The sequence below is a fragment of the Xanthomonas sp. SI genome, assembly GCF_014236855.1.
Classification (GTDB): domain Bacteria; phylum Pseudomonadota; class Gammaproteobacteria; order Xanthomonadales; family Xanthomonadaceae; genus Xanthomonas_A.
The window spans coordinates 931,348-948,855 of the sequence record NZ_CP051261.1; the positions used below are offsets into that span (position 1 = coordinate 931,348).

The window sequence follows — 17,508 nt, forward strand, 5'->3', positions numbered from 1 at the left end:
GCGTCGTCCCGATCCGGGACGGCGGGGGCGTTTTCTTTTTCGGGCAGGGGAATATACTGTCCCCCAGTATAGTTCCTAGGTCCCGCATGCCGCATACGCCCCACGAGAAGAAACGCGTCCTGGCCCGCATCCGCCGCGTGCGCGGACAGACCGAGGCGCTGGAGCGCGCGCTGGAAGGCGGCGCCGATTGCGCCGCGGTGCTGCAGCAGATCGCCGCGATCCGCGGCGCGGTCAACGGCCTGATGTCGGAAGTGATGCAGGCGCATATCCGCGAAGAATTCGGCCACGCCGCCGCCTCGGACACGCAGCGCGCCGCGCGCGTGCGCGAGATGGGCATGCTGGTCCGTTCCTACCTCAAGTGATCCCGAACCCCACGACCCAACCCGTTCTTCCAGGAGAAACCTCATGAAATCCCGTGCCGCCGTCGCTTTCGAAGCCGGCCAGCCGCTGCAGATCGTGGAGATCGACGTCGAACCGCCGCGCCAGGGCGAGGTGCTGGTCCGCATCACCCACACCGGCGTCTGCCATACCGATGCGTTCACGCTGTCCGGCGACGATCCGGAAGGCATCTTTCCCGCCGTGCTTGGCCATGAAGGCGGCGGCATCGTCGAGGCGATCGGCGAGGGCGTGACCAGCGTCAAGGTCGGCGACCACGTGATCCCGCTGTACACGGCCGAATGCCGCAAGTGCAAGTTCTGCCTGTCCGGCAAGACCAACCTGTGCCAGGCGGTGCGCGCCACCCAGGGCAAGGGCCTGATGCCCGACGGCACCACCCGCTTCTCCTACAACGGCCAGCCGATCTTCCACTACATGGGCTGCAGCACCTTCAGCGAATACACCGTGGTGCCGGAGATCTCGCTGGCGGTGGTGAATCCGGAGGCGCCGCTGGAGAAGGTGTGCCTGCTCGGCTGCGGCGTCACCACCGGTATCGGCGCGGTGCACAACACCGCCAAGGTCAAGCCGGGCGACTCGGTGGCCGTGTTCGGCCTGGGCGGCATCGGCCTGGCGGTGATCCAGGGCGCGGTGCAGGCCAAGGCCGGGCGCATCCTGGCCATCGACACCAACCCGGGCAAGTTCGATCTGGCGCGCAGCATGGGCGCCACCGATTGCATCAACCCGAAGGACTACGACAAGCCGATCCAGGAAGTCATCGTCGAGCTGACCGATGGCGGCGTGGATTTCAGCTTCGAGTGCATCGGCAACGTGCACGTGATGCGCTCGGCGCTGGAGTGCTGCCACAAGGGCTGGGGCGAGAGCGTCATCATCGGCGTGGCCGGCGCCGGCCAGGAGATCAGCACGCGTCCGTTCCAGCTGGTCACCGGCCGCGTGTGGCGCGGCAGCGCGTTCGGCGGCGTCAAGGGCCGCACCCAATTGCCGGGCATGGTGGAGCAGGCGATGCATGGCGAGATCGATCTGGATCCGTTCATCACCCACACCATGCCGCTCGAAGAGATCAACGAAGCCTTCCACCTGATGCACGAAGGCAAGTCGATCCGCACCGTGATCCATTTCTGACCTGACGGTCAGTCCGGCGCGCGGCCGATTCCGCGCATGCAGGTACGCGACAAACCCGGGAGGGGCATGATGAGTACCGTAACGATTCATCCGTCGGTGGACGGTGGTGTGCGCGCAGGCGCAGAGAATTTCCAGGGCGGCACGCTGGAATGCCACTGCGCCAGCGACAAGGTCACCGTGGACGTGGGAGCGCAGACCGCGCACAACCACGCCTGCGGCTGCACCAAGTGCTGGAAGCCGAAAGGGGCGACCTTCTCGGTGGTGGCGGTGGTGGGCCGCGACAAGGTCAAGGTCACCGCGCACGAGGAGAAGTTGAAGGTCGTCGACGACAGCGCGACGATCCGGCGCCATGCCTGCACCGGCTGCGGCGTGCACCTGTACGGGCGCATCGAGAACACCGAGCATCCGTTCTACGGCCTGGACTTCGTGCATACCGAGCTGTCGCCGCAGCAGGGTTGGTCGGCGCCGGGCTTCGCCGCGTTCGTGTCCTCGATCATCGAGAGCGGCACCCGCCCGGAAGCGATGGACGGCGTGCGCAGCCGGCTGCGCGAGCTGAAGTTGGAGCCGTACGACTGCCTGTCGCCGGCGTTGATGGACGCAATTTCCACCCACGTCGCGCGCAAGAACGGCGTGCTCCAGTAAAGCCTGTCGCTCCCCGCGGCGTGCCGCCCTGGCGGCGCGTCGCGGCGGCGTCTCCGGAGGCGGCCGGCGTTTGCCCGGCCGCCTCCCCCCTCTTCGGGATCCCTTTCATGGAACGCATCGAACACCATGCCTGCTGCGGCGGCTGGCAGGACGTCTATCGCCACGACTCGGCCGTGCTCGGCTGCACGATGAACGTGGCCGTGTACCTGCCGCCGCAGGCCGAACACGCCACGCTGCCGGTGCTGTACTGGCTCAGCGGGCTCACCTGCACCGAGCAGAATTTCATCACCAAGGCCGGCGCGCAGCGCTACGCCGCCGAGCACGGGGTGGTCCTGGTCGCGCCGGACACCAGCCCGCGCGGCGACGATGTCGCCGATGCCGAGGGCTACGACCTGGGCAAGGGCGCCGGTTTCTACGTCAACGCGACCCGCGAGCCGTGGGCCAAGCACTACCGCATGTACGACTACATAGTGCAGGAGCTGCCCGCGCTGATCGAAGCGCAGTTCCCGCACAACGGGCGGCGCGCGATCAGCGGCCACTCCATGGGCGGCCACGGCGCGCTGGTGATCGCGCTGAAGAATCCGGGCCGCTATCGCAGCGTGTCGGCGTTCTCGCCGATCGTGGCGCCGTCGCAGGTGCCGTGGGGCGAGAAGGCGTTTTCGGCGTATCTCGGCGACGACCGCGCCAGCTGGAAGGCCTACGACGCCACCGCGCTGATCGCCGAGGCCAGCGAGCGCCTGCCGTTGCTGATCGACCAGGGCGGCGGCGACGAGTTCCTCGACAAGCAGTTGCAGCCGCAGTTGCTGCAGGCCGCGGCCGATGCCGCCGGCTATCCGCTGACGCTGCGCCTGCAGCCCGGCTACGACCACAGCTACTACTTCATCGGCAGCTTCATCGGCGAGCACATCGCCCACCACGCGCGCGCGCTGCAGGATTGAGTTCGCAACGCGGCGGTGTCCCGGTCATGCCGGGCGCCGGCGGTTGCATGCGTTAGCGCAGCATGCTCCGCATCGGAAGCGATGGCGGGGTACATGCCTGGGCATCATTGTGGGAGCGACTTCAGTCGCGACGGGCTCTACCCGGTAAGGCCCTTCGCGACTGAAGTCGCTCCTACAAGGTTGCGTTGCCTGTCAGTAGACAGAGAACCGCGCTGGCGCCGTCTTGCGGTGCCGCTGGCATGCCGGCACTGGCCGGCTCCCGCCGCCACCGGATCATCGCGATCGCTGCCGCACGATAACGGCGCAATGGCAGTTGCATGTCGATTCCACTCGGGTGCCGGCGCTGCTCGTAAACAAATGCACGGCGCATCGTCCAATGCGCGGTTGTGCGATTGCCGTCGCGTCGGCTGAGACGGCGTGCCGCTAGATTCCTCGGCCTTCGCCATCGTGTCTTCCGGGACTGGAGTCGCGCCATGCTCGCTTGCCGCAAACCTGCATCGCTGTTCTCGCGGCAACGCTGGCGCAGTCCGCTCAGCGCGCGGGCCATGCTCGCCTGCACCTTGTTCGGCGCTTGCGCAGCGCTGGCGATCGGCGCGGCGACGCCGTAGATCGGACCGCGCTTGGACGGCGGTGCCCGCGTCCACACTCCGTTATCGAGCGCCGCAGCGACGGCATCGTTCGACGCCGGGCGCGATCGCTGCGGCTGACCGGCACCTTGGGCATTCCTGCGCACCATTCCGCCCTGGCAGTGAGCATGGCGCCATTCGTTCGCATGGCATGGCCGCTGACGGCTCTGTGCGGCGGCCGCATCGTCGGTTCCGAAGAGGCGCGCTGCGCGGCGGGCTGCCAGTCGGCCGCATCTGGCCGATCTCGTCGCTGTGACTGGAAGGCCGGCGTCTGTGATGCCGATGCGCCGACGAGAGCGCGCCGACGCGCGCGGGAGGTTGCAGCATGCCGCGCGCACGCTGCAGGGGCGTGGCCGCAGCGGCCTCGCTGATGCATCCGCATGATGCAGTGCCTCGTGTGGCGAGTGCGCGCGCGTCCAATCGCCTCATGGCCTCCCATTCGGGCATCGCGCTCGTGCGCGCCGCCTGCGGCGAGGCTTGACACGCCGTAACCTGTCAGATATTTCTTACGCATGAAAAGGGAGGCAGAGACGACAGGGGATCGATTGCTGGCGATCCTTTCGGCGCTCGACAACCCGCACCGGCTGAGGATCATCGCGGCGCTGCAAACCGGTGGCCGCAATTACATCAGCAGCTTGGCGCGGGACGTCGGCATCAGCCGGCCGCTATTGCATTTGCATCTGAACAAACTCGAGGCCGCCGGTCTGGTGACCAGCCAGCTCGAGCTGTCGCACGACGGAAAGGCGCTCAACTACTTCGAGGTCAGCGCCTTTCGACTCGAACTTTCACCCTCGGTCATTGCGGATGCAGCGATGTCGCTGACCGACAAGACGGAAAAATAGGAGACGGCCTTGTCGGAGCATCTGTACCTTTTGACGATTTGCCTGCCGCTGGGCACTGTTCTGCTGATCTTCGGCATGCGCTATCTCGCTGCGGTGCGGCAGGCCAAGGCGCAGCTCGATCACAACCAGGCCTATCGCGTACTGGCGGAGAAGACCCAGGCTGCGCTGAGCGACATCCGTACCCGCCTCGATGGCATCGAGAAGATTCTCAAGGACGTCGGGTGATGGCGATCCAGCCAGCTCCCGCCATCGCTGCCGCCAGCACCGCGCCTGGGCGCGAGCGCGACGCGGTGCCGCTGTGGCGGTTTTACGCGCTGCGCGCCGGCTATCTGCTGCTCGCGATCGGTCTGGGCGTGCAGGTCTGGCCGGGCATCGTGCTGCGGCATGATGGCTGGGAACTGATGGAGGGCGTGGTGCAGTGCATGCTTGGCGCGATGGGGCTGCTGGCTGTGCTCGGGCTTCGCTACCCGCTCAAGATGCTGCCGCTGCTGCTGTTCGAGATCGTGTGGAAGCTCGTGTGGCTCGGCGTCGTTGCAGCGCCGCGGCTGATGCACGAGCAGATGGATGCCGGCACCTGGTCCACGCTCTCGGCCTGTCTGCTGGTCGTGGTCTTCCCGATCGTGATCCCGTGGCGTTACGTCGCCGCGACCTTCATCCGCGCCCGCGGCGACCGCTGGCGGTAGCTGCCGCCTCGCTCCATTGGCAACTCTGCAACGGCGGGACACTTCATGGTTTACGACATTCAAGCTCGCCCTCAGTTCTACGCGCGCCTGGCTGGCGCGCTTTATCTGGCCGTGATCGTCCTGGGCGGCCTGGCCGAGGGCTATGTGACGAACGCCCTGGTCGTGCCCGGCGACGACCTGGCGACGATCCACGCCATCGTGCAGCATGCGCAACTATGGAAGCTGGGACTGGCCGCGAACCTAGTCGTGCCGCTGATCGCGGTGGTGCAGCTGTGGATCGAATACATGTTGCTGCGGCCGGCCGGAAAGGGCCTGGCGCTGCTGTTCGTATTGTTGAACATGGCGTCGCTTGCGGTGGAGGCGGTCAGCAAGCTGTTCCAACTGCTGGTCCTGCCCCTGGCGTCCGCTGACGCGTTGGCTGCTGACCCGCACCAGGCGGTCGCGTTGGCCTCGCTGGCATTGCTGGGCCATGAGGTCGGTTTCAACATCGCGCTGATCTTCTTCGGCGCCGCCTGCCTGGTCAGTGGCACGCTGATCTGGCGCTCGCGCTACCTGCCCCGGTTCGTCGGCGCATTGATGGTGCTGGCCGGCCTGAGTTATCTGGTGGCGTCGTTCGCAGCGTTGTTGGCGCCTGCGGTCGCTCGTCTGCTCGGCCCCGGCATTTTGTTGCCGGTGCTGGTGGGCGAGACGACGTTCTGCCTGTGGCTGTTGATTCGCGGCGTCAACCTGCGGCAATGGGAGGCCAGGGCCGCCGTGCCGTAGACGTTCCGGCCAGGTCCTGTCGCGGGTCCGTTGCGGCATGTCCTTGTTCGGCAGACTTGCCGCAGTGCAGGCGCTTGGCCTGTGCAAGCCCTGGCACTGTGTCGACGCGGATGCGGTGAGTGCCTGGCTGCGTGGACGCGCTCAGCGCGGCAACCGCGCGGCCAGTGTTCCCAGTCGTCGCATCGCGCTTTCCAGGGTTTCGCTCCACGGCTGGCCGCAGGTCAGGCGCAGGTGGTCGGCGTAGTCGCCGCGGCTGGAATACAGGTGCCCGGGCGAGGTGCCGATGCCTGCGGCCAGCGCCGCCTCGAACAGCGCCTGGCCGCTGCCGCCGTCGGCCAGCTGCAGCCAGAGCGACAGCCCGCCGGCGGGATCGCCGACCCGGGTGCCGGCCGGCCAATGCCGCACGATCGCCTCGCGCAGGCGCTGGCCGTTGTCGGCGAGGGTGCGGCGCAGCTTGCGCAGGTGCCGTTCCAGGTCGTGCTGCGCCAGGTAGTCGGCCAGCGCCAGCTGCGGCAGGCTGGCGCCGCCGACGGTGGAGAAATACTTGGCGCGAACCAGCGCATCGGTCCATTCGCCGCCGAGCAACCAGCCCACACGCAGGCCCGGCGCCAGCACCTTGGAGAACGAGCCGCAGGTGATCACGTTGCCGTGGGTATCGAAGTGGCGCAGCGGACGCGGGCGCTGCCCGGACCAATCCAGCTCGCCGTAGATGTCGTCCTCGATCACCACGGTGCCGTGGCGCGCGCAGCTGTCGAGCAGGGCGCGCTTGGCGTTGTCGGGGGTGAGGCTGCCGAGCGGATTGTTGAAGTTGGGCACCAGCACCGCCGCGCGCGCCGGGGTGCGTTGCAGCAGCGCGTCCAGGCGCGCGGCGTCGATGCCGTGGCCGGCGCGGGTGGGCACTTCCAGCACCTTCAACCGTAGCGCCGCGACCGCCTGCAGGATGCCGTGGTAGGTCGGTGTTTCCACCAGCACCACGTCGCCGGGTGCGGTCAGCGTGCGCAACGCCAGGCTGATCGCCTCCATCGCGCCGGCGGTCACCACCACTTCGTCCGCCGCCACCGTGGTGGCGCAGTGCGCGTAGCGCTGCGCGATCTGCCGGCGCAGCGCGGCGTGGCCTTGCGGCGGCGCGTAGTCGAGTGCGACCGCGCGATGGCGGCGCAGCTGCCGCGCCAACGCGGCGGCGAGGTGCGCGGCCGGCAGCAGCGCCGGTGCCGGGGTGGCGGTGTGCAGCGGAACCAGGTCGGAGCGCGCGAGCATGTCGAGCACGCCTTGCAGCGCCGGGTTGTCGACCATGCCCGGGGTGCGCCGCCGAATCGGCGGCGGCAGCGGCGGCAATGACTCCGTTGCAGTGCGTACGAAATAGCCCGAGCGCGGCCGCGCCTGCACCCGTCCTTCGCGTTCCAGCTGCAGGCAGGCCTGCACCGCGGTGGCGGTGCTGATGCCGTGGTTGGCGGCCAGTTGCCGGATCGACGGCAGGCGCTCGCCGGCGCGCAGCGTGCCGCGCTCGATCTGCGCGCGCAGCTGCACGGCGAGCGATTCGTACAAGAGCATGCGGGCGCCTCATCTGTATCGGTCCACTTACAGCGTATCTGAATCTGTACTGGTCGGGGACGGCGCTGCACACTGGTCCTGTGCCGGCCACCGTGTCGGCGTTCCCATTGTTTGCGAGGCCGGCCATGCCGCTTTCCGTGTTCGTCGTCGATGCCTTCACCACGGTCCGCTTCAAGGGCAATCCCGCCGCGGTGGTGCCGCTGCAGGCCTGGCTGCCGGATGCGCTGATGCAGGCCATCGCCAGCGAGAACAACCTGTCGGAGACCGCGTTCTTCGTGCGCGATGCCGATGGCGTGTTCGCGATCCGCTGGTTCTCGCCGCTGAAGGAAGTCGGCTTCTGCGGCCATGCGACGCTGGCCAGTGCGTTCGTGATCGCCACCCAGCAACTGGCACCGTTCCCGCTGCGCTTGCGTGCGGCCGCAGTCGGCGAACTCGGTGTGGAGCGGCTCGCCGACGGCAGTTTCGAGATGCGCTTTCCGAATCAGGCGCCGGCCTTGTTGGCGTCGGTGCCGCAGGCCTTGCGCGATGCCTTGTCGATCGCGCCGCAGGCGGTCTACGCCAACCAGCAGGCGTACATCGCGGTGTATGCGGATGAGCGCCAGGTGCGCGAGGTGGTGCCGGATCTGGCGCGAATGCTGGCGCTGGCGCCGCGCGACGTCGCGGTAACCGCGCCGGGCAGCGGCCACGATTTCGTGTCGCGCTATTTCTGGCCGGCCAATGGCGGCGCCGAAGATCCGGTGACCGGCTCGATCCATGCCGCGCTGGCGCCGTTGTGGGCGCAGGCGCTGGGCAAGGCGCAGTTGACCGCGCTGCAGGCCTCGGCGCGTGGCGGTGAGCTCGGGTGCCGGGTCGAGACGCAGTACGTGTATGTCCGCGGCAGCGCGGTGCAGTACCTGCACGGGACGATCGAATTGTGAGCGCGGCCGTCGCCGTTCCCGCCGGCGCCACGCGGCGCGCGCTGTGGCAGTTGTTGCTGGCCGAAGTGCTGATCGGCTCGGTCGGCGTGTTCGTGCACGAGAGCGGGCAGGACCCGGTGACCGCGGTGTTCTACCGCTGCCTGTTCGGCGCGTTGTTCCTCACCGTGTGCGGGCTGCTCGGCGGCCAGCTGCGCGGGCTGTGGCGCGAGCGCGGGCTGCTGCGCGACGCCACGATCAGCGGCGTGCTGCTGGTGCTGAACTGGGTGGCGCTGTTCGCCGGCATGGCGCGCTCGTCGATCGGCGTGGCGACGATGGTCTACCACGTGTTCCCGTTCGTGATGCTGCTCCTGGCCGCGATGCTGCAAGGCGAGCGCACGCGCCGCAGCGACCTGGGCTGGACGCTGTTGGCCTTCGTCGGCGTGGCGTGCTCGGCGGATCCGGCGCGGCTCTGGCACACCGCAGATCGCGGCTACCTGCTCGGCATCGCGCTGACCTTGCTGGCCGCGCTGCTGTGCGGCGCGTCGCTGTTGATGTCGCGGCGCATCAGCCGCGAGCGGCCGCTGGCGGTGGTGACGGTGCAGTGCTGGGTGGGCACGCTGCTGCTGGCGGGATTTTCCAGCGGCAGCGCGTTGCATACCGGCATGCACTGGCTGTGGCTGGTTGGCCTGGGGGTGATCCACAGCGGCATCGTCTACGTGCTGTTCTACTCGTCCTACCGGCACCTGCACGTGGCGACGATCGCGATCCTGGCGTTCGTGTACCCGCTGGTCACCCTGCTGCTGGACTTCCTGCTGTACGGTCACCGGCTGGTGCCGGTGCAATGGCTGGGCCTGGCGCTGATCGTGCTTGGCACGCTGGCGGTGAACCTGAAATGGCGTTGGCCGCAGCGCGCCGCAGGCGCGGCGGCAGGCGGCGTAGTGCCCTAGATGCTCATTGCAGTCGGCGAAGCACTGTAGGAGCGGCTTCAGCCGCGACAGACTTTTTCAGCAAGGCCTGTCGCGACTGAAGTCGCTCCTACAGGTGTCATCGCCTGCACCAAGGCTGATCTATCCGATCCACGTCGTCGCGGGCATGCGGCGATGCGCTCAACGCACGTTGCGCAATTCCCAGCCGCTGCCGGCGAGCAGGCGCATGCGTTGCTTGAGGATGTCGCCGGGAATGCTGGTGGTGGCGACCAGATCGATGCGCAGGTCGTCCTGCTTACCGCTGACCGTGGCGGCTGCATCGACCACGCCCAGCGACGGGTCCACGTCGTCCGGTTCCGGCTGCAGCGCGCGCCAGCGCTCGAACCAGGCGGGGCTGCTCAAGGCCTGCTGCAACTGCTCGGCGAAGGCGTCGGCGCCGTTGGCGCTGAAGCTGAGCGAGGGCTCGCTGCCGCGTGCGCGGGCAGGGTCGGGCAAGCTGATCGAATAGGTCACGGCCATGGCGGTTCCTCTGTGGAGCGGTGCGGCGCAGCCTAGCAGGCGGCGTCGTGAGTGGGCTGTCTACGCTGCGATCCCTGTAGGAGCGGCTTCAGCCGCGACCAGCTGCCGATCGCACCTGTCGCGGCTGAAGCCGCTCCTACAACGACAGGATCCGCCCGCAACGTCTAGGCGAACGCATGCGGCCCATCGGCGAAACCCAGGGTGAGCGCGCCCTTGCCGACGTTGACCATGCCAGTCAGGCTCATCACGCTCTCCAGCACCTCCACCGCGTGCGCCTCACAGACCTGGCGCAGTGCCGCGTAGCCGGGCAGGGCGCGCAGTTCGCTCAGTTCGCCGCCGTAGCTCAGGCACAGCGTCGGCGTCATCAGCCCGGCGGCGACGCGCTTGCCGACGAACTCGAACAGCTTCTGCACCGCGGCGTCGAAGCCCTTGATCTTGGCCACCGGCGCGGTTTCGCCGCGATAGCCGTGCAGCACCGGCTTGATGTCCAGCGCGGTGCCGAGCGCGGCGCTGATCAGGCCGACGCTGCGGTCGCCCTTGCTGCGCGCGCGGGCGCGCATGTAGTACAGGTCGCGGGTGATCATGTAGCCGTGCACGTTGCCGGCCAGTTCCTCCAGCCGTTCGCGGATCGCCTGCACGCTGGCCCCGGCCGCGCGCAGGCGTACCGCCTCCACCGCGGTCACCGCCTGCGCGGCGAACAGGTTCTGCGTGTCGATCACCCGCAGCGCGAACGGCGAGGTGTGCCCGGCGGCCTGCCGGATCGGCTTGTAGTCGTTGAGGATGGCGAAACTGGCCTGCAGCGCATGCTGGTGGATCGGGCTGCGGGTCTTGGTGATGGTCATGCAGAACACGTGGTCGTAGTCGATCACCAGCCGGCTCAGGAACAGCTCGCGGATCTGCGCCACGCTGAACGGAATGGTCTCCGCTTCGGCGCCGTGCTCGGCCACGTGCGCATGCAGGAAGCTGAGCGTGGCTTCCTCGTCGCGATGGTCGGCCAGCACCGCCTCGCCGATGCGCACGCTGATCGGCAGCAACACGATGTTGTTGTCTGCGATGTAGTCCTGCGGCAAGTCGCAGGCAGAATCCACCACGATCCCGATACGCATCTGGCCCCCTCCGGCGTTGCGCCTCGTCAGTACCGGCTAGGTTAGCGCAGACGCCTGGCGACGTCGCGGCCGGCTCAGCCGCCGCGCTGCACGGCGACCGGCAGCGCCGCCAGCCGCGCCATCTCGCCGCGCTGCAGCAGCCGCGGATCGGCCAATAGCGCTTGCATCAGCGGATGCGCATCGTTGCCCCAGAGCAAGGTCTCGCCGATCTGCAGCGTCGGCACGCCGAACACGCCCGCGGCGATCGCCTTTCGGTATTTGCGCGCAACCGTGCCTTGACCTGCGGATCGCCGACGGCGGCGGCCGCATCGGCGATGCCCAGCGCCTGCGCAACCGGCGCCAGTGCGGCGGCATCGTCGCCGGCATGGCCATCGCGCCACAGCCAATCGAACAGCGCGTCGATCGCCTGCGGCGTGCTACCGGCGGCGATGCACAGCCGTAGCGCGGCCAGCGGGTTGAACGGATGCGCCGGCGGAAACCGCAGCGGCACGCCTTCCTGCTGCGCCTGCCACTGCACGAACTGATAGGTGAAGCTGCGTTTGTGCGGGATCTCCGCCGGTCCGCGCGTGTGCAGATGCTGCAGCACCGCGCCGAACACGATCCGCACCGGTTCGATCCGCGCGAACTCGGGCAGCGCCTTGAGCTTGTGCCAGTGCAGATAGGAAAACGGCGAGACGAAATCGAAATACCAGCGCAGGCGCATGAGCGGGCTCCGGTCGGGGATGCGCCAGCTTACTCGCCTGCCGGTCTGCGGCGCAGCGTGTTGCACTGCGGCGCATGCCGCGTTCGTGAACGTGTTGCAACCGGCACGCTGGACGCTGCGGTAGACAATGCGTCGCCGCCGATCTCGATGGCGTATGGGAACTGGGAACGCGCGCACGCTGCCGGTCGCGATCGCGTGGCGCTATTGCCGCAGCGCATGCCGCTCGACGTTCTTCGCATAGCTCGTGCCGCGCCTCTCTTGCTAGCGTCCGCCGCGACAGCACCTCCGCTGCCGTGCCTGCCGACCTCTTGGGAGAAACCGAACATGCATGATGTCCAGATCGCTCCGATCGCCGCACCGCAGCTGCGCGCCGCCGTGCCACGCGCGCGCTTGCGCCGGTGCCTGCTGCAAGCCTTGTTCGCCGTGTCGTGCCTGGCGGCCGCGCCGCTGGCCTTGGCCGGGCCTTACAAGATCTTCGGCAACCACTATGCGTGGGTCAACAATTTCAACGACCCCAACAACGTCATCCAGGGCACCTTCGGCACCGGCAGCACGCCGGAGCTGAGGGTCACCTTCAATTTCGCCAACTCCAGCCTGTACGGGTATCCGGCGATCGTGCGCGGCTGGCACTACGACTGGAATCCGACCAGCGATACCTTGTTCCCACGGCAGGTGTCGTCGCTGAGCACGATCCCGGTCAAGTTCAACTACAGCGCCGGCGGCAGCAACCTGGGCGGCGATTTCGCCTACGACCTGTTCTTCCGCCACGACACCAGCAAGGGCGTGCCGCAGCTGGAAGTGATGATCTGGGGCGGGCACAACTCCTGGCCGATCGGCACGCTCAGCGCCAGCAACGTGATCAGCGCCGGCGGCTATACCTTCGACCTGTGGGAAGGCAACAACAGCGCCGCCGGCTACTACGTCTACACGTTCATCCCGCACGGCACCGCCGGCCAGCCCAACCTGCCCACCAGCGGCAACCTCAACGTCGACGTCAAGCCGTTCCTGAACTGGCTGCAGGCCAACCGCAGCAAGGACGGCCGTTACAGCAACGCGCTGTACCTGCATGTGGTCGAGGCCGGCTTCGAGGTGGTGCGCGGCAACGGCTGGGCCAAGGTCAGCGCGACCATCGACGCGCATTGAGTCGCGCGCCGCAGCGACGGCCAGGCCGGGCCGTCGCCGCCATGGCGGGAAGTTCCCGGCATCGATGCTGGCGCGCCGGTAATAGCCGGCGCCAGCGGAGCGGACCGGAGTGCCGCACTTGTCGTCGCGGCGCAACCGCGGACGCTTGCAGAGCAGCAGCCGGGCCACGCCGCGTGTCGCGACGTCCTGCGTCGCGGCACGCAGCGCCTGTACCACTCGCGCTACTGCGTATACGCCCGCGGCAGCGCGCCGGCCTGCTTCATGTAGCGGTCGCGCAGTTCGGTCTGGCGCGAACGCATCGGCATCGCGCGGCCGCCCAGCCAGACCTGTTCGGCGTAGTGGGCCACGTCCAGTGGATCGCCTTCCCACAGAACCAGGTCGGCGAGTTTGCCGGGGGCGATGCTGCCGAGCCTGTCGCCCACGCCCAGCGCCTCGGCCGGAACCCGGGTCAGGCCGGCCAGGCCGTCTTCCCAGGGTAGCCCGTGCGCTACCGCGTTGCCGGCCAGCTGGCGCTGCTTGCGCGCGTTGTGCGAGCCGTCGCCGCCTTGGGTGAAGCTCACCGCGACGCCGGCCGCGTGCAGGCGCGCGGCGTTCTCCAGGGTGGCGCCGATCTGGTCGAAGCTGGCCGGCAGGTCGTCCAGCGCGTTGACGAACACCGGCACCTGCGCCCTGGCCAGTTCCGGCGCCAGTTTCCACGCCTCGTCGCCGCCGGCGATGGCGATGCGCACCTTCTCGCGTTGCGCCCAGCGCAGCAGCTGGCGGATGTCGGCGGCGCGGTTCACCGCCACCACGATGCGACCCTGGCCGGCCAGGTACCTGGCCAGCACGGCGCGCCCGGCCGGGGTCAGCAAGGCATGCGGCGAGTCGGCCGGCATGCGTCCGCGCGCTTCGGCCACCAACTGGTCGAGCAGCATCCATTGCGCGGCGCGCGACTTGCCGCTCAGTTCCAGCGCGTCGCTGCCCAGGCGCACGTACAGCGCGCGTGGGCCGATCGGGTCGGCGCCGCCGTCCAGGCGCATCACCGCGCCCTGGCCGGCGATGAAGGCGCCGCCGCTGTTGGCGCCGAGCGCGGTGAAGCCGATGCCCTCCACGCGCGCGACCGGGATCAGCACCGAGTCGGGGTTGTAGGCCAGGGTCACGTCGAACTCCGGGCGCATCGGCTGGTCGTGCGGCAGGCTCAGCGCGCTGTCCACGGTGGAGGACTCGCCGGACACTTCCTCGATGCCGATCTCGGTGATGCCGCCGAACAGCGCGGGGGTCAGCGGGCGGCCCTTGGCCTCGATCACCGCGACCCCGGCCGGTGCCGACAAGCCGCTGCCGACCGCGCGGATAGTGCCGCCCTGGACCAGCACGTCGGCGTTCTGCAGCGTGCCGCGCGCGCTGGCGGTATGCACGGTGGCGCCGCGGATCAGCACGTCCTGGGCGAAGGCGGGCGCGCTGCCCAGGGCCAGGCAGGCCGCGATGAGCAGGCGTTGCGCCAGGTGGCGCGAGGGCGGAGCGGAGCGGCTCATGGGGCAGCCTCCTGGCCGAGCATGAAGTCGGAAGTGGGTTGCAGGCGGCGGTCGGCGCGGTCGTAGACCTGCGCGCCGTCGATGTAGACCTTCTCGGCCAGCGCGTAGGAACTGAACGGGCTGCCGTTCCACACCACCACGTCGGCCATCTTGCCCGGCTCCAGCGAGCCGGTCTGCTTCTCGATGCCCAGCGCCTTGGCCGGATTGCTGGTCAGCCAGCGGATCGCGCGCTCGGGTGCGATGGCGATGCCGGCACGGCGCCCGGCGGCCATCGCCTTGGCCGCTTCCTGGTTGAGCCGCTGGATGCCTTCCTCCGAATCCGAATGCACGATGGCGCAGCCGTTGGCCGGGCGATCGACCAGCGCGATGTTCTCCTGGATGCCGTCGAAGGCCTCCATCTTGAAGCCCCACCAGTCCGCCCACAGCGCGCCGCAGACGTTTTCCTGGGCCAGCCGGTCGGCGATCTTGTAGGCCTCCACGCCGTGGTGGAAGGCGGCGATCTTGAAGCCGAATTCCTTGGCCAGGTCGAGCATGGTGGTCATCTCGTCGGCGCGGTAGCAGTGGATGTGCACGCGGATGTCGCCGTTGATCGCGCCGGCCAGGGTGTCCAGCTTCAGGTCGCGCTTGCCGCCGCTGTCGCCGGAGCTGTCGTTGTCGCCTGCGCCGCGGCTCCACCAATGGCGCTTTTCCGGCGCCTTCTTCTTCGGCGCGTTCTTGCGCAGGTATTCGCTGGCGTCGATGAACGCGGCGCGGTAGCCGGCGACGTTGCCCATGCGCGTGGCCGGGCCGCCCTTCTCGCCGTACACGCGCTTGGGGTTCTCGCCGCAGGCCATCTTCAGGCCCCACGGCGCGCCGGGGAACTTCATCGCCTGGTAGGTGGTGGCCGGCACGTTCTTCAGGGTCACGCCGCGGCCGCCGACCAAGTTGGCCGATCCGGGCAGCACCTGCAGCGAGGTGACGCCGCCGGCCAGCGCGGTGCCGAAGCCCGGATCCTGCGGCCAGATCGAATGCTCGGCCCAGACGTTGGGCGTCACCGGCGCGGTCATCTCGTTGCCGTCGCTGTGCGCGCTGACGCCGGGGCTGGCGTACACGCCCAGGTGCGAGTGCACGTCGATGATGCCGGGCGTGACCCACTTGCCGTGGCCGTCGATGCGGGTGGCGTTGGCCGGGGCGGCGAGCGCGCGGCCCACCGCCTGCACGTGGCCGTCCTGCAGCAGCACGTCGGCATCGTCCAGGCGCTCGCCGGTGCCGGTGAGCACGGTGGCGTGTTCGATCAGCACCGGCGTGGACGCCAGCGGCCGGTAGGTGCTGGGGTAAGGGTCTTCGACGAAACGCGAGGCGGCCGCGGCAGGGCCGCACAGCGCCACGCCCAGGCAGGCGAGCAACAGATGACGCATCAGATTTTCCCCGGATGTTGGCTGGCAGCGTTGGCGCCGCCTGCGCACGCTAGCCCGAGCCGGCGCGCTTGCCAAGTGCGGGCGGTGGCGGCCGCATGCCGGCGGCGCCGCGGCGCACACCGCATGCCGACGCCGGATCGGGTATAGAGGCCGATTGCCGACCGATGGAAATGCGATGACCGAGATCCTGCCCTGCGATGTCGTGGAGTTCTGGCGCAGCGCCGGCCGCGAACGCTGGTTCGCCGCCAACGACTCGTTCGATGCGAACGTCCGCCAGAATTTGCTGGACGCGCATCACGCCGCGGCGCGGGACGAATACGCGGCGTGGATGGGCAGCGCGGAGGGCGCGCTGGCGCTGCTGCTGTTGCTCGACCAGGTGCCGCGCAACGCCTTTCGCGGCAGCGCGCACGCCTACGCCACCGATGGCCTGGCGCGGCGCTACGCGCAATGGGCGTTGGCGGCCGGCTTCGACCAGCAGGTCGAGCCGGGGTTGCGCATGTTCTTCTACCTGCCGTACGAACACGCCGAGGATCCGGGCCTGCAGCGCGAGGCGGTGGAGCTGTTCAGCGCGCTCGGCGATGCCGACAGCCTGCAGTGGGCCACGCAGCACGAGGACATCATCCAGCGCTTCGGCCGCTTCCCGCATCGCAATGCGGCGCTGGGGCGGGAGAGCACGCAGGACGAGCAGCGGTTTCTGGACGAGGGCGGTTTCGCCGGTTGAGTGGCGCGCCGCGGTAGCGCTGTTGTAGGAGCGGCTTCAGCCGCGACAGGTTGTATCCGGAGAGTCTGTCGCGGCTGAAGCCGCTCCTACAGTGCAGCGCCGAGCGTTTTCGCGCTCAGCAGCCGCCGACCAGGTCGTCGCTGCGCCATTGGCCATCGACCAGGTGCAGCAGCCAGAACCCGTAGGTCTCGTAGCCGCTGTGCTGGATCAGGAAATCGACCGTGCCGTCGGCATCGAGATCGGCGAACTGCAGCAGTGCATAGTTGTCCTTGCGCCCTTCGCAATCGTCACAGCCGTAGTCGGCGAGGATCTTGCGCATGCGCCAACCGCTGTCGCTGCGTTCCAGCACCGCCAGCAGGGTGGTCAGCTTGGGTGAGGCGCCGTCCGCGTTCGCTGCCGGCGCCGGGTCGTAGACGCTGGCGGTGACCAGCGCCACGTCGTGCCCCGGTCGTTTGGCATCGGCGATCACGGTCAGTGCCGGCTTCTCGTCGGCCGGCGCCGCAGCCAGATGCGCCAGCAGCCGCTTCAGCGCCGCGGCAGGCAGGCGCTTGCGCACCGACGGATCGGCGCCGACGACCTGCAACAGCGCACGCCGCTGCGTGGCATCGGGATCGTGGCGGGTGAAGCGCTGGCCGGGATTGAGGTCGAACGAGGCGAGCAGGGCATCGTGGGCGAAGGTAGCGCCGTGCGCGGTCTTCAGGCGCACGCGCAGGTCGCCGCCGCACATAGTGTTGTCGTCGACCGAGAACGCCAGCGGGGTCGCCACGCCGTCCTCGGCGCCTTTGTCGAACACCCGCAGCGGCTTTTTCAGCCCGCGCCAGGCGCCCAGTTCGGCTTCTTCCGACGGCGCGCCGCGCACCGGGATATAGCTCATCACCTTCGCCTCGTCCGAGACCGGGGTGACGTAGATCACCGTCTGCGGCGTCGGTGCGGTTGGCGCGGCGGCGGCAGGCAGGGCGGCGAGGCAGAGTAGTGCTGCGGTCCAGCGTTTCAGTGTGCGTGTCATGGCTTGCTTCCTCCCCGGAAG

At 68.8% G+C, this 17,508-nt stretch carries 18 protein-coding genes and 1 pseudogene; 12 read left to right on the forward strand and 7 right to left on the reverse strand.

The window, feature by feature from the left end:
* Window positions 1-86: 86 nt before the first annotated feature.
* From HEP75_RS04035 to HEP75_RS04070, 8 genes are all read left to right on the forward strand, one after another.
* On the forward strand, window positions 87-362 hold the full coding sequence (locus tag HEP75_RS04035) for a metal/formaldehyde-sensitive transcriptional repressor (RefSeq protein WP_145702911.1): 276 nt from the start codon (window positions 87-89) through the stop codon (window positions 360-362).
* A 43-nt stretch (window positions 363-405) separates the two neighbouring features.
* Window positions 406-1,515 (forward strand): S-(hydroxymethyl)glutathione dehydrogenase/class III alcohol dehydrogenase, encoded by a 1,110-nt coding sequence (locus HEP75_RS04040; protein WP_185815275.1) that lies wholly within the window; start codon window positions 406-408, stop codon window positions 1,513-1,515.
* Between the two features lie 69 nt (window positions 1,516-1,584).
* Window positions 1,585-2,157, forward strand: a complete 573-nt coding sequence (gene gfa / locus HEP75_RS04045) for an S-(hydroxymethyl)glutathione synthase (protein ID WP_185815276.1) — start codon at window positions 1,585-1,587, stop codon at window positions 2,155-2,157.
* Window positions 2,158-2,264: 107 nt separating this feature from the next.
* The gene (gene fghA, locus HEP75_RS04050; protein WP_185825540.1) at window positions 2,265-3,095 is read left to right on the forward strand and encodes an S-formylglutathione hydrolase; all 831 of its coding nucleotides are present in this window, start codon (window positions 2,265-2,267) and stop codon (window positions 3,093-3,095) included.
* A gap of 1,171 nt (window positions 3,096-4,266) precedes the next feature.
* Entirely contained in the window at window positions 4,267-4,563 is a 297-nt protein-coding gene (locus HEP75_RS04055) for a winged helix-turn-helix domain-containing protein (RefSeq protein ID WP_255423993.1), read from the forward strand.
* Between the two features lie 9 nt (window positions 4,564-4,572).
* On the forward strand, window positions 4,573-4,788 hold the full coding sequence (locus HEP75_RS04060; protein ID WP_185825542.1) for a hypothetical protein: 216 nt from the start codon (window positions 4,573-4,575) through the stop codon (window positions 4,786-4,788).
* On the forward strand, window positions 4,788-5,246 hold the full coding sequence (locus tag HEP75_RS04065; protein WP_221899302.1) for a hypothetical protein: 459 nt from the start codon (window positions 4,788-4,790) through the stop codon (window positions 5,244-5,246). Before HEP75_RS04060 ends, HEP75_RS04065 begins: the two co-directional genes overlap by 1 nt.
* 45 nt (window positions 5,247-5,291) lie before the next feature.
* Window positions 5,292-6,008 (forward strand): DUF4386 domain-containing protein, encoded by a 717-nt coding sequence (locus HEP75_RS04070; protein ID WP_185825543.1) that lies wholly within the window; start codon window positions 5,292-5,294, stop codon window positions 6,006-6,008.
* 141 nt (window positions 6,009-6,149) lie between these two features.
* Here the strand turns inward: HEP75_RS04070 and HEP75_RS04075 are convergent, their stop codons facing one another.
* Complete coding sequence (locus tag HEP75_RS04075; protein ID WP_185825544.1) at window positions 6,150-7,559, reverse strand: PLP-dependent aminotransferase family protein; 1,410 nt, start codon at window positions 7,557-7,559, stop codon at window positions 6,150-6,152.
* A gap of 125 nt (window positions 7,560-7,684) precedes the next feature.
* On the opposite strand from HEP75_RS04075, the gene HEP75_RS04080 reads away from it, so the two are divergent.
* Entirely contained in the window at window positions 7,685-8,476 is a 792-nt protein-coding gene (locus HEP75_RS04080) for a PhzF family phenazine biosynthesis protein (protein ID WP_185825545.1), read from the forward strand.
* Window positions 8,473-9,402: a DMT family transporter gene (locus tag HEP75_RS04085; protein WP_185825546.1), complete on the forward strand. Its 930-nt coding sequence runs from the start codon at window positions 8,473-8,475 to the stop codon at window positions 9,400-9,402. Before HEP75_RS04080 ends, HEP75_RS04085 begins: the two co-directional genes overlap by 4 nt.
* Window positions 9,403-9,561: 159 nt before the next feature.
* Here HEP75_RS04085 and HEP75_RS04090 read toward each other — a convergent pair whose 3' ends face one another.
* The 3 genes and pseudogenes from HEP75_RS04090 to HEP75_RS04100 all read right to left on the reverse strand — a co-directional run bounded on the left by HEP75_RS04090 (window position 9,562) and on the right by HEP75_RS04100 (window position 11,709).
* A complete protein-coding gene (locus HEP75_RS04090) occupies window positions 9,562-9,900 on the reverse strand; it encodes a hypothetical protein (protein WP_185825547.1) in 339 nt (112 codons plus the stop codon).
* A 164-nt stretch (window positions 9,901-10,064) separates the two neighbouring features.
* On the reverse strand, window positions 10,065-11,006 hold the full coding sequence (locus HEP75_RS04095; protein WP_185822246.1) for a DegV family protein: 942 nt from the start codon (window positions 11,004-11,006) through the stop codon (window positions 10,065-10,067).
* Window positions 11,007-11,080: 74 nt separating this feature from the next.
* Window positions 11,081-11,709 (reverse strand): annotated as a pseudogene (locus HEP75_RS04100) (DsbA family protein).
* A gap of 324 nt (window positions 11,710-12,033) precedes the next feature.
* Here HEP75_RS04100 and HEP75_RS04105 point away from each other — a divergent pair.
* Window positions 12,034-12,852 carry a cellulase gene (locus tag HEP75_RS04105; RefSeq protein ID WP_185825548.1) on the forward strand — a complete coding sequence of 273 codons (819 nt, stop codon included), beginning with the start codon at window positions 12,034-12,036 and terminating at the stop codon, window positions 12,850-12,852.
* A 221-nt stretch (window positions 12,853-13,073) separates the two neighbouring features.
* Here HEP75_RS04105 and HEP75_RS04110 read toward each other — a convergent pair whose 3' ends face one another.
* Complete coding sequence (locus HEP75_RS04110; protein ID WP_185825549.1) at window positions 13,074-14,363, reverse strand: amidohydrolase family protein; 1,290 nt, start codon at window positions 14,361-14,363, stop codon at window positions 13,074-13,076.
* Window positions 14,360-15,760, reverse strand: coding sequence for an amidohydrolase (locus HEP75_RS04115; protein WP_185825550.1), 1,401 nt, complete (start codon window positions 15,758-15,760; stop codon window positions 14,360-14,362). Before HEP75_RS04115 ends, HEP75_RS04110 begins: the two co-directional genes overlap by 4 nt.
* Before the next feature lie 175 nt (window positions 15,761-15,935).
* On the opposite strand from HEP75_RS04115, the gene HEP75_RS04120 reads away from it, so the two are divergent.
* Window positions 15,936-16,481 (forward strand): DUF924 family protein, encoded by a 546-nt coding sequence (locus HEP75_RS04120; protein WP_185815287.1) that lies wholly within the window; start codon window positions 15,936-15,938, stop codon window positions 16,479-16,481.
* 115 nt (window positions 16,482-16,596) lie between these two features.
* Here HEP75_RS04120 and HEP75_RS04125 read toward each other — a convergent pair whose 3' ends face one another.
* On the reverse strand, window positions 16,597-17,487 hold the full coding sequence (locus tag HEP75_RS04125; protein WP_185825551.1) for a hypothetical protein: 891 nt from the start codon (window positions 17,485-17,487) through the stop codon (window positions 16,597-16,599).
* Between the last annotated feature and the right edge of the window lie 21 nt (window positions 17,488-17,508).